This window comes from Capnocytophaga sp. oral taxon 863 str. F0517 (assembly GCF_000466425.1).
GTDB lineage: Bacteria > Bacteroidota > Bacteroidia > Flavobacteriales > Flavobacteriaceae > Capnocytophaga.
Map to the genome: position 1 here is coordinate 22,617 of NZ_KE992182.1, position 12,650 is coordinate 35,266.

Consider the following 12,650-nt stretch of genomic DNA (forward strand, 5'->3'; position numbering starts at 1 on the left):
CTTTAATTTTTAAGCTTCTTTAGCAGCGGATTCAGTTCCAGCAGTAGCATCGATAAGTACTTGTCCGCGGTAGTATAGCTTACCTTCGAACCAGTGTGCTCTGTGGTAGAGGTGCAATTCGCCAGTGGTAGGGTCTTTAGCTATTTGAGGAACGACAGCGGTGTCGTGAGTTCTTCTTTTGTCTCTTCGGGTAGAGGATTGTCTTCGTTTGGGATGTGCCATTTTCTTATTTTTTTATTTGTTCAACAATTTTCTTAATTCGTCCCATCGTGGGTCAGTCTGGGAATCATCGGGGGCTGTTTCCAGCTCTTTAGGGCTAAAAGCCTCAATGGTGTCCAATACCTCATCTAAGTTGGCCGCATGGGTGTTGATACGCTTGGCCGGAACAGAGAGAATAATCATCTCATAGATATATTGGGCAACCGATAGGGTATGTTCTCCTTGAGGGAGGATGAGCAACTCTTCATTATCATCATTGTAAGCCTCGCCGAACTTCACTACCAAGTGGAGGGTAGCCTCACAAGGGAGATCAAAAGGTTCATCAGTAAGGTCACAATTGACATTGACTGTTCCTTGGCTTGAGAAATGTAACTCCAAGAGGGTACTTTTCTTCACCAAATGAACACTTACCCTTTGGGAAACTTCATTGAACTCATGATAGTCAAATAGTTCAAAAAAATGATTATCTATCTGATATTCAAAGAGGTGTTCACCATCTTTTAGTCCTGCAAAGTGAATGTCATACGCTTTTAGGTCGCGTTTTTTATCTTTCATCTTACATGCAGTTTGAGGGTGCAAATATAGGAATTTTTTTAATTACACAAAAATATTTTAGGGATAAATTTTCACAGTTTGAAAATCTGGTAATTGGGGGTCACTTGCTTGACTATCTGTTCGGTACGCTCGAGATCCGTATCACTTAGGAAAACCTGCGCGAAGGGCGGCTGGCTGACGATGCTCAAGAGCTGGCCTACACGCTTGCTATCGAGCTTGTCGAAGATATCGTCCAGCAGCAGGATAGGCGCTATATGGCTATGGGTATAGAGGCTGAAAAATTGGGCTAACTTTAACGCAATAAGGAATGATTTTTGCTGTCCTTGACTGGCGAATTTCTTCACTGGCTGCTGGGCTATGGAGAAGCTCAAATCGTCCTTATGAATCCCCACTGTGGTGTATTGGGCTGCCCTATCTTGGGAGCGGCTTTGGGAGAGCAGCTCCCTGAAGTTGCCCCCTTCCAAGGGGCTTTGGTAGCCGATGGCCACTTGTTCTTTTCCCTGACAGAGGGCGGTATATTGCTCTTGAAAAGTAGGGAGGAAGGCCTCCAGAAAAGCCTTGCGTTCTTGGAAAATAGGCGCCCCATAGAGGGCGAGCTGCTCATCGTAGATGGCCAAGGTATGAGGGTCGAAGTATTGCCGCTCGGCCATGAGCTTCAGTAGGCCATTGCGCTGGGAGAGCACTTGGTTGTACCTTAGCAGGGCTTGCAGATAGGAGGGGCTTAGCTGGCAGAGCATCCCATCGAGGAAGCGGCGACGTGCCTCACTCCCCTCATGGATAAGGTCGCGGTCAGAAGGGGAGACGATCACCACCGGGAAGGCACCGATATGCTCGGAGAGCTTCTCATAAGCCTTGCCATTGCGCTTGAGTACCTTTTTCTGTCCTTTTTTTACGCTACAGACCACCAGTTCCTCACGCGCTTCCTTCTGGAAAGTACCCTCTATCAGGTAGAAGTCCTCCCCAAAGCGAATGGAGTGCGATGCGCTCGAGTTGAAGTAGCTTTTGGTCATTCCTAAGTGGTAAATGGCGTCCAAGGAATTGGTTTTTCCCACTCCATTGTCGCCCACAAAACAATTCACCCCCGAGCAGAAGGTGTACACTTGGCTATCTATATTTTTGAAATTCAGTATGTAAAGTCGTTTTAGGAACATCCGAAAAAGGGCTTAGAAAAACGTGCGCAAATTATTAAAAATTCTTGAGAAAAACACGTGTTATTACAAATAAAAATTCTATTTTTGCAAAATGTTTTTAAAGCAAAAAAATTATGTCAGTTTACAAGAAGAATAACTATCGTCCAGGCCGACAAACCAAGAAAGAAAGAGCACAGCAAGATGTTGCTAATGAGGTTAGTAGCGAACAATTGTCCCATGAGAGTACCACCGCAGAGGTATTCCAGACCTTAGATGAGAAGGCTGGGAAAACAGAAGCCTGGGTGATCTCTCATCAGCGAACCATTCTCCTTGCTATCGTAGCGGTAGTGGTGGTAGGCTTAGGCTATATGTTCTACAAACAATTCGTAAGCGCCCCTCGTGAGAAGGAAATCGCCGAGCAACTTTCTTTTGCTCAAAAGACTTTTGGGGAAGCACTCAATGCCCAAACCACAGCCACCAGGGATTCTCTCTTTACCCTTTCCCTTGAGGGAGATAAGAGTCATCCTGGCTTTTTGAAGATTATCAAAGACCATGGCTCCAGCAAAGCAGGTAATGTAGCCTATTATGCAGCCGGAATGGCTTATTTGCAATTGAACAAATACAAGGAAGCGGTGTCTCATTTGGATAAGTTCTCCTCTTCCGATCCTATTCTCAATGCCTTAGCTTTGGGCAATATAGGGGATGCCTTCGTAGCACTCAACCAGCCTAAGGATGCGATGGACTACTACCAAAAAGCCATCAAGGAGAGTGATAATGAGCTAACAGCACCCCTCTACTTAGGTAAGGCAGCCCAGGTGGCACAAGAGCAGAAGAATTACAAACAGGCATTGGAATACTTAGAACGTATCAAGACAGATTATCCTAAATCAGAAGAGGCTACCTCAGTGGAGATGCGTATCGCTCAGGTCAATGCTCTTATGAACCTATAATATGGCTACAGAGAATAAAAATCTTTCTACCTATGACAAGGCCTCCCTACCCGATGTGGCAGGCAGAACCATAGGTATCATAACCTCTCAGTGGAATGGGCAGATAACCGAGAATATGCGCCGAGGGGCTTATGAGACCCTCTTGGATTGTGGGGTACATGCCCGAGATATCATCCAGTGGAAAGTGCCAGGAGCCTTTGAGTTAGTCAATGGTGCCAAGCGTATGCTGGAAGAGGGGGTCGATGCGGTGATTGTCATAGGCTGTGTGATCCAAGGCGAGACCAAGCACTTTGACTTTGTCTGTCAAGGGGTCACCCAAGGGATTGCTTACCTGAATGCTACCCAGCATGTGCCGGTGATTTTCTGTCTGCTTACCGATAATACCCTACAGCAGTCCATAGACCGCAGTGGGGGCAAGCATGGCAACAAAGGAATAGAAGCGGCCATTACCGCCATCCAAATGATTGAGTTAGATCGAGATTGAGAAATTTAAGGGATTAAGAAATGAAGGGTTATAGAATTATAGGGTTTTGGCTATAATTCTATAATCCTATAGTCCTATAATCCTGTAACCCATAATAACCCTATAAAAAATGGCTATTATAATAACAGATGACTGTATCAATTGTGGGGCTTGCGAACCTGAATGCCCTAACAATGCAATATACGAAGGTGCCGATGACTGGCGCTATAGTGATGGAACCAAGTTAAGAGGGAACATCGTCCTACCCAATGGAAAACACGTCAATGCCGATGAGGTACAGAAGCCTATCAGCGACGATTATTACTATATTGTTCCCGACAAATGTACCGAGTGCTTGGGCTTCCATGAGGAACCCCAGTGTGCGGCTGTCTGTCCAGTGGACTGCTGTATCCCCGATGAAAATTGTAAGGAAACCGAGGAAGAACTCCTCCAAAAGAAAGCCTTCTTACATGAAGAGTGAGAAGTGAAGAGGGAATAATGAAAAGTGAATAGTTAAAAGTGAAAAGTGAAAAGGAATAATGAGGGGTTAATTATCAGTGCGAATCAATAGTTAAAAAATAGATTAATATAGTTAATTTGTATAATTGTCAAAGTCTTTTTACGACATCCCCCTAGCCCCCCTCAAGGGGGGAATAGGATACTGTTGAACTATCATGCTGGTTATCAGTATATTTAGGTTAAACTTTCACCACTCTGTTTGATACCACTCCGTAACTCCCCCCTTGAGGGGGGTAGGGGGGATGTGATAATGAAGAGTTGATAATGAGTCACTTACAACTTTTATAGATGTATATATTTCTAGACCTTTAACTATTGATTCATATTATTAATGCAAATCACTAACCTCTAACCACTAATCACTAACCTCTAACCACTATGATTACACATCTTGAAGGTCGCTTGGTAGAGAAGACCCCCATCTACATCGTGATAGACTGTAATGGGGTGGGCTACTGGGTGAATATTTCGCTTAATACATACTCGCAACTTCCTGATACGGAGCGTATAAAGGTCTATACCTATTTGCAAGTGAAGGAAGATGCCCATACTCTTTTTGGATTTTTCGACAAGCAGGAGCGGGAGCTTTTCTCGCTGCTTATCTCGGTATCGGGGGTAGGGGCAAGTACAGCACGGGTGATGCTCTCTTCGCTCTCTCCTGGGCAGCTGCGCAGTGCCATTATTAACAATGAGGTGCGCACCATACAGTCGGCCAAGGGAATAGGAGCCAAGACCGCTCAGCGCATCATCTTAGATCTGAGAGAGAAGGTACTCAAGCTCTCCGATGACCCTACCCAGCCTGCGCTGCCACAAGGACAACCCCACAAGGAAGAGGCCTTGGCAGCTCTTGAAGTATTGGGCTATCCTCGGAAAACGGCCGAGGCGGTGGTGGGCAAGATCCTTTCGCAAGTCACCGAGGCCGTCTCTGTAGAACAACTGATCAAACAAGCCTTAAAACAACTATAACCAAAATGAACGCAAAAATATTTATACCCTTATCCCTCCTCTTCACGCTTCTTTCAGGTACCCTTTGGGGGCAAGAGAAGCAGACCCCCTCGCAAAATGCTAAGGATACGATTCCTTCGAGTCGTTCGCTACGCCGTCTGCTATTGAAGGACTCCGATCGCATTTCGCGTAAGTATAAGTACAATGCAACCCTGGACAAATATGTCTATAGTGAAAAGGTGGGGGAGTATGATATTTCCACGCCCATTTTCCTTACCCCTCAGGAGTATGAGCGCTTGGTGATGCGTGAGCGTATGGGCTTGTATTTCAGGGAAAAGTCCAAGGCGATGCAGCCTACCACTTCGCCCGAAGAGGCTCGGAATGCCCAGCGGGACTTGCTGCCGGAGTTCTATGTCAAATCAGAGCTTTTCGAATCCATCTTCGGAGGGAATAATATAGATATTATCCCCCAAGGGAATGTGGCTTTTGACCTGGGGATGCGCTATACCAAGAATGACAATCCTTCTATCAGTCCCGAATACCGCTCTTCCTATGGGATTGATTTTGACCAACGCATCAGCATGGGGATACAGGGGAAGATAGGAACACGCTTGGCGATCAATGCGATGTATGATACTCAGGCTACTTTTGATTTTCAGAATGTGTTCAAATTGGAATATTCGCCCAATGAAGACGATATTGTACGTAAGGTAGAGCTGGGAAATGTGAGTTTGCCACTCAATAGCTCGCTTATCACCGGGGCACAAAGTCTCTTCGGGCTGAAGACCGAACTACAGTTCGGTCGTACTACCGTGACAGGGGTTTTTTCCGAACAACGCTCCCAGTCCCAGACCGTTACTGCTCAGGGGGGCGGAACCCTACAGGACTTTGAGATCCGCGCTTTGGATTATGATGAAAACCGCAACTATTTCCTCTCTCAATTCTTCAGAGACCAATATGACCGCGCCTTGGAGAACTATCCTTATATCCGCAGCAAGGTGCAAATCGTGCGGGTAGAGGTATGGGCAACCAACCGCTCCAGTCGTACTTCCAATATACGCAACATCGTAGCCTTGCAGGACTTAGGTGAAGCCAAGGCAGAGAACACCCGTATTGCCGGCAATGCCCCCGCAGGCTTCTTCCGTGGCTCCCCTGGGGACAGGCCTACCAATGAGGCCAATATGTACGACCCTACTCGTATGGACAGTCCTCGCTCAGTGTTGAAGAAGGAGATCCGCGATGTGGCTACCCTCCGCTCTGGTTTTGGTACGGTCGCTTCCTTGGTCAATGAAGGTTTCGACTATGCCGTGCTGGAAAACGCACAGAAATTAGAAGAAGGACGGGACTTCAAGGTCAATAAGCAATTGGGCTATATCTCCCTAAGTCAGCGATTGAATAATGATGAAGTCTTGGCGGTTGCTTACCAATATACCTACGAAGGACAGGTGTATCAGGTAGGGGAGTTCGCCAACGACGGGATTTCGGCCACCACCAATGTCTATATAGGAGGACAGAACAAAATCACCAATAACTGTTTGGTACTCAAGATGCTCAAGAGTAACCGCTTGGTCACTGGGGATCCTATCTGGAACCTGATGATGAAGAACGTCTATTCGCTCAATGCGGTACAGATCAATCCGGATAACTTCCGCATGAACATCTTCTATAATGATCCCGCTCCAGTCAACTACATTGCTCCGGTAGATGAGGCTACTTGGAACAGAGAGCTTACCCGAAAAATCCTCCTTCAGCTCTTCAACTTCGATAGGCTCAATGCCTACAATGACCCAGAGAATGGAGGCGATGGCTTCTTTGACTTTGTCGATGGCATCACCATAGATCCCGAATATGGGAAGATTATCTTTACCAAGGTAGAACCCTTTGGAAAATACCTCTATGACAAGCTCGGAGGGGGAAGCCGCTATCTCGACCCGACAGCCTATCAGCCAGGCTCTACTGTTTGGAATGCCAATCAAAAGAAATATGTATTCCGCTCGCTTTATACTGATATTAAGGCCAAGGCCTTGGAGGATGCCGAGCGCAATAAGTTCTCCCTCAAGGGGCGCTATAAGTCCAAGGGAGGGCGTGGTATCTCCTTGGGTGCCTACAATGTACCTCGTGGCTCGGTACGAGTAACCGTAGGGGGGCGTATCCTTCAAGAAGGTATCGACTATACGGTCAATTACCAACAAGGTACGGTACAGATCATAGATCCTACTATAGAGAACTCCAACCTTCCGATACAGGTATCGGTGGAGAACAACCTCATCTTCGGAGGGCAGAGTCGCCGCTTCATTGGGGTAAATGTAGAACACAAGTTCAATGATAAGTTCCGAGTGGGCACCTCGCTGATCAATATGCGAGAGCGCCCCTATACTCAAAAAGCCAATTACGGTCAGGAGCCGGTGAACAATACTATATTTGGATTTGGCGGAAGCTACTCCACGGAGCTGCCTTTCCTTACCCGCTTGCTCAACAAAGTACCCTCTTTGCAGAGTGATGTAGCCTCGAACCTCTCTGTCAGAGGAGAGATGGCCTTCTTGCGCCCGAGCAGCCCCAGTGGATCCGATTTCGATGGGGAGGCGACCGCTTATCTGGATGACTTCGAAGCGGCACAGACCACTGTGGACATCCGTGGGATGCGCTCTTGGTCATTGGCCAGCACTCCTTTGCGCTTCGGGCAAGGCAGCTACCCCAACCAAACCCTCTATGGCAATAGCCCCGAAGATTCCGATAACCTCAAGAATGGCTATGGACGTGCCAAATTGGCTTGGTATAGCATCGACCCTGTCTTCTATTCCAATAACAAGCCAGGGGATGTGAATGCCTCCGAGATTTCTAAGAACAGTACCCGCCGTATCTATGTCAAGGAGATTTTCCCTGAACGAGAATTGGCTCAGGGTGATTTGCTGGTACAGAATACCTTGGACTTGGCCTATTACCCCAATGTCAAAGGCTCGTACAACAACAATCCTCAGGCCATGAGCACGCTCTCGGCTTCTGACAAGTGGGCAGGAATCATGCGAGGGGTTACCGCTACCAATTTCGAAGAGAACAATATAGAATATATACAGTTTTGGGTCTTAGACCCCTATACCTCTGGAGAGTTCACCCCTTCAGCTACAGGGGAATTGGTCTTTGACCTGGGTAATATCTCCGAGGATATCCTCAAGGATGGTCGCAAGCAGTACGAAAATGGCTTGCCAGGGCTTTCCATTAACTCGCCTACCCATACCACCGCTTGGGGGAAAACGCCTGTCTCTCAGTCACTACTCTATGCCTTTGACTCCAATTCGGAAAACCGCAGCTTGCAGGATATAGGTCTGGATGGACTCACCGATGAGCAGGAGCGGGCTATCTATGCCAATAACCTTTTGGATTCGCCTTCGGATCCTGCCTTGGACAACTATGAGTATTACCTGAACCGCTCCGGAGGGATACTCAACCGCTATTACAACTACAATGGTACCCAAGGCAACTCACCGGTGGCCGGAAGTAGCCAGGCCGCATCGCTTAATCCTGATACAGAGGACGTGAATAAGGACAATACCATGAGCACGGTCAATAGCTATTACGAGTACCGAGTGCCTATCCATGGCAATGTACAGCGTACGGATCGTTATGTGAGTGATATCAAGGAAGTATATGCAGAAACGCCCGATGGAACCCCCGTTTTTGCACGCTGGATACAGTATAAGATACCTATCAAGGATGCCAACCGACGTGAGTACGGAGGTGGGGGAGACCTTCGTTCGGTAACCCATATTCGCATGTACCTCACTGGTTTCTCCTCCGAGGTATTGCTTCGATTTGGTACTTTGGACTTGGTACGAGGGGACTGGCGCCACTATACCAAATCGCTCAAGGACGACCTCTCGGCTCCCGATGCAGGGGCAGTAACCGAGATAGGCTCTGTGAGCTTGATAGAGAATGGTACCCGCCAGCCAATCCCATACCGTATGCCTCCAGGGGTATACCGAGAACAAATCAACCAGAACAACACTATTGTCAGCCAAAATGAGCAAGCGCTCTCCTATACCATATGCGACTTAGCCCCTCGCGATGCCCGCGGGGTGTACAAGAACCTCAACGCCGACCTGCGCCAGTACAAGCGCATCAAGATGTTTGTCCATGCCGAACGCTACAAAAACCAATCCCTCGCCGATGGAGATATGGTGGCCTTCGTACGCCTTGGTTCGGATCTTTCGGAAAACTTCTATCAGGTGGAATTGCCCTTACAGGTAACTCCTGCGGGGGCTTATACCGAAGAGGGCATTTGGCCAGCGGCCAATAGCTTCGATATTCCGATGGAAGCGCTCACCCAGATTAAGGCCAAGGGGATCAACAGTGGTAACTTAGCCCAGCTTACCTATTATGATGCGGGGCTGAACCTGATAGCCTCCCCAGCCACGACCCCCCATCCTATGGGACAGAATCGCTATGCGATTAAGGGTAATCCATCACTGGCCGATGTACAGATTATCATGGTAGGAATCAAGAACGCGACCACCAATCAGGTTTGTGGAGAGGTGTGGTTCAACGAATTGCGTATGTCCGAGCTCGAAAACAAAGGCGGCTGGGCAGGGATTGCCGCTGTGGATCTCAATGCAGCCGACTTCATGGACATGTCCCTTACAGGGAAAATCAGTACAGTAGGCTTTGGTACTGTAGAACAGAAACCCAATGAGCGTAGCCGTGAGGAGCTCCGACAGCTCGATGCTATGATGAATATCAATGCCGGTAAGCTCTTCCCTAAGAAGTGGAATGTACAACTTCCGGTGGGGCTGAATCGTTCGGCCTCGGTAGCAACTCCAGAGTACGACCCGCAGTATGAGGATATTAAGCTCAAAGACCGCATCGCAGCTGCCACGACCCAAGAGCAGAAAGACCTCATCCGCGAGCAAGCCGAGGACTATACCCTAAGGCGTGGTATCAGCCTCATTGGAGTGAAGAAGAACCTTGGGGAAGGCCAAAAAGCGAAGTTCTACTCCATAGAGAACCTAACTCTAAATTATGCCTATAACCAAATGGATCACCATGATTTCGAGATAGAAAAGCAAAAAGAACAGAATGTGCGTACAGGGGCGCTCTATGCCCATACCTTCGAGCAATATAAGTGGACACCCTTCAAAGGCAAGCAGAAGATGAGTGCCAACAAGTACCTTAAGTGGCTCTCCGAGGTCAATTTTAATATATTGCCGAACAATATCTATATAGGGCCTACCCTGACCCGCGCTTTTGCACGTCAGCGCTTCCGCGAGGTGTATCCACTGGGTGTCAATCCCAATACCCAGGTGCCCCTACCGGAATTACAACAGCGCAACTATCTCTTTGACTGGCAATATGGGGTCAATTATTCTTTGACCAAGTCGCTCAAGCTAAGCTATGACGTGACCAACAGCAATATCGTGCGCAACTATTACCGCTACAATGATATAGGCGAGCGCGAGCTGAATAAGGAACTCACCCTATGGCATGACTTTTGGAATCAGGGAACCCCGAACCACTTCATGTCAGCCTTCAAGCTCAATTATGAGTTGCCATTGGATAAGTTGCCTTACCTATCCTTTGTGAAGGCTTCTTACTCCTATACTGGAGATTTCGATTGGCAACGCGGTTCGGAAGCCCTTACCCAAGTGGCAGGTCACCAGATAAATAAGGTACAGAATGCCAATACCCATAACCTGACGGCTAATATGACCTTCGACCGCTTCTATAGTTCCTTAGGAGTGAAGCGCCAAGCTATAGGACAGAAGTCCACCGGAAAAGATCACCTCATGAACCTGGCCACCATGGTAAGGCGTATAGGGGTGAGCTATACCGAGACCAATGGGATGAGCCTTCCTGGCTACCTACCCCAAGTAGGCTTCTTCGGTACCTCTCAGCCATCCTTACCCTTTGTGTTCGGCTGGCAGGACGATATCCGCTATGAGGCCGGTCGCAGGGGATGGCTTACCCGCTTTGGGGACTTCAACGAGCAGTTTGTCCGCTCTACCAATAAGAACTTGAGCCTAACGGCCAGCCTACAGCCAGCCAATGACTTGCAGATAGACCTCAAGGCCGATCGAGAGTATATTGATAATTTCGAGGAGACCTTCAATGGGGTGCCTGGTTACTATAACCCACTGATAGGCAACACCACAGGGAACTTTATGATCTCCGATAACATGATCCTCACTTCCTTCATGGCATCGGATGCGTATAGCTCCAAGGCCTTCCAGCGTTTCAAGGACAATAGGATCACCATCGCAAGGCGCTTGGCCACCCAGCGAGGAATCAACTTGGCTGACCCTAACAATATCGATGCCGATGGCTTCCCTAAGGGTTATGGTAAGAATAACCAAGCGGTAATGATGCCGGCCTTCTATGCTGCCTATACCGGTCGTGATGCCGATGGGGTATCTTTGGGAGCTTTCCGCACCATTCCTATTCCAGCCTGGACGGTGCGCTATGGAGGTCTTATGCGTATGGAGGCGATTAAGAATACTTTCCGTCGCTTTACCCTTACCCATGGCTATCGTGCCAGCTATGCACTGAGTGATTTCCGTACCAACTTGGAATATACTCAAAACCCTGATCAGTTAGACCAAGGAGGTAACTTCCGCAATGAGAAGCTCTTTACCAATGTGAATCTCGTAGAGCAGTTTTCGCCACTAATTCGCATAGATACCGAATTGCAGAACTCCCTGAGTGTGATGGGGGAAATACGCCGCGACCGTACCATCTCTATCAGCTTGGATAACAACTATCTCACCGAGCTGCAACGCCGCGAATATCGCTTGGGCTTGGGCTATCGTATCAAGGATATTAGCTTCACTTCCCGCTTCAACGGGCGTGATGTGGTTATCCGAAGCGACCTAAACCTCAAGGCAGACCTCGCCTTCCGAGACGACTTTACAGTTATCCGCAATATGGAGCTAAGTGACAACCAAGTAACCAACGGACAAACCTCTTGGCTGGGTCGCTTGACCGCTGATTACTCGTTCTCCAAGAACCTATCGGGAATTTTCTATTTTGATTATTCCTTCTCGAAATACGCCATCTCTACCTCCTTCCCTATGACTACTATACGTACGGGAATTACAGTGAGATATACGTTTAATTAGTGACGAGTGACTTTGGCACGCTTTTTGAGATTACAAACTTGTACTATTAATCATTAGTTACTATAACTAAAAAACTAAAAAAACACCTATAAAATGAAAAAAGTATTCATGACCGTAGCGTTTGCAGCCCTTGCGATAGCAGGAGCTAACGCACAAGTAAAATTTGGAGCTCGCGCAGGGCTTAACCTTGCTGATGTGGCTTCCAAAACAGCTGATGTAAAAGTAGAAACTAAAATCCGTCCTGCTTTTTATGTAGGAGGTTTGGCAGAGTATGCTTTTAACGATGTAACCCTTTTGGATGCAGGCCTTACTTACTCTAACCAAGGAGCTAAACCCAAAGAAGGAGATGGAGCTCTTGTACAACACGCCCTTAACCTCCCGGTATGGTTTAAGTACGACTTTGCGGGCTTCCGTCCTAAAGCAGGGCTTTATGCAGGTTATATCCTTAGCCAACAAACTAAATATGATGGTAAGACAGAAACTGTAAAAAGTGATAGCTACAACCACTTTGACTATGGGATTGGCTTAGGTGCCGAATACAACTTGTCCGATAATGGCTTGTTCTTCGAGGCCTCTTACAACTGGGGCTTGGCTAATCTTCAAAAGAATGGAGATTCCAAGAACTATGCCAATAACCGTGTGATTCAAATAGGGGTAGGATATAAATTCTAATTCCAATCCCCCAACCCCCAAAGGGGCAGAAATACAAGAAGCCGTTCCCAAATCAGGAACGGCTTCTCTTTTGTAATATAAAAACTAATAC

Annotated in this window: 9 protein-coding genes; 6 read left to right on the forward strand and 3 right to left on the reverse strand. The window is 47.5% G+C overall.

Annotated features, from left to right (window positions below; genetic code table 11):
• Positions 1 to 9: 9 nt before the first annotated feature.
• The 3 genes from rpmF to recF form a co-directional block, all read right to left on the reverse strand.
• A complete protein-coding gene (gene rpmF / locus HMPREF1551_RS12660; protein ID WP_021629576.1) occupies positions 10 to 222 on the reverse strand; it encodes a 50S ribosomal protein L32 in 213 nt (70 codons plus the stop codon).
• Positions 223 to 234: 12 nt separating this feature from the next.
• Positions 235 to 774 (reverse strand): YceD family protein, encoded by a 540-nt coding sequence (locus HMPREF1551_RS12665; RefSeq protein WP_021629577.1) that lies wholly within the window; start codon positions 772 to 774, stop codon positions 235 to 237.
• Between the two features lie 71 nt (positions 775 to 845).
• A complete protein-coding gene (recF, locus tag HMPREF1551_RS12670; protein ID WP_021629578.1) occupies positions 846 to 1,925 on the reverse strand; it encodes a DNA replication/repair protein RecF in 1,080 nt (359 codons plus the stop codon).
• A 113-nt stretch (positions 1,926 to 2,038) separates the two neighbouring features.
• Here recF and HMPREF1551_RS12675 point away from each other — a divergent pair, with 113 nt between their 5' ends.
• The 6 genes from HMPREF1551_RS12675 to HMPREF1551_RS12700 all read left to right on the forward strand — a co-directional run bounded on the left by HMPREF1551_RS12675 (position 2,039) and on the right by HMPREF1551_RS12700 (position 12,559).
• Complete coding sequence (locus HMPREF1551_RS12675) at positions 2,039 to 2,854, forward strand: tetratricopeptide repeat protein (protein ID WP_021629579.1); 816 nt, start codon at positions 2,039 to 2,041, stop codon at positions 2,852 to 2,854.
• A 1-nt stretch (position 2,855) separates the two neighbouring features.
• Positions 2,856 to 3,338, forward strand: coding sequence for a 6,7-dimethyl-8-ribityllumazine synthase (gene ribH / locus HMPREF1551_RS12680; RefSeq protein ID WP_021629580.1), 483 nt, complete (start codon positions 2,856 to 2,858; stop codon positions 3,336 to 3,338).
• Positions 3,339 to 3,447: 109 nt separating this feature from the next.
• A complete protein-coding gene (locus tag HMPREF1551_RS12685) occupies positions 3,448 to 3,798 on the forward strand; it encodes a 4Fe-4S dicluster domain-containing protein (protein WP_021629581.1) in 351 nt (116 codons plus the stop codon).
• 416 nt (positions 3,799 to 4,214) lie between these two features.
• Complete coding sequence (ruvA, locus tag HMPREF1551_RS12690; RefSeq protein WP_021629582.1) at positions 4,215 to 4,802, forward strand: Holliday junction branch migration protein RuvA; 588 nt, start codon at positions 4,215 to 4,217, stop codon at positions 4,800 to 4,802.
• A 5-nt stretch (positions 4,803 to 4,807) separates the two neighbouring features.
• Positions 4,808 to 11,887: a cell surface protein SprA gene (gene sprA / locus HMPREF1551_RS12695; RefSeq protein WP_021629583.1), complete on the forward strand. Its 7,080-nt coding sequence runs from the start codon at positions 4,808 to 4,810 to the stop codon at positions 11,885 to 11,887.
• A 93-nt stretch (positions 11,888 to 11,980) separates the two neighbouring features.
• Entirely contained in the window at positions 11,981 to 12,559 is a 579-nt protein-coding gene (locus HMPREF1551_RS12700) for a porin family protein (protein ID WP_021629584.1), read from the forward strand.
• Positions 12,560 to 12,650 lie beyond the last annotated feature (91 nt).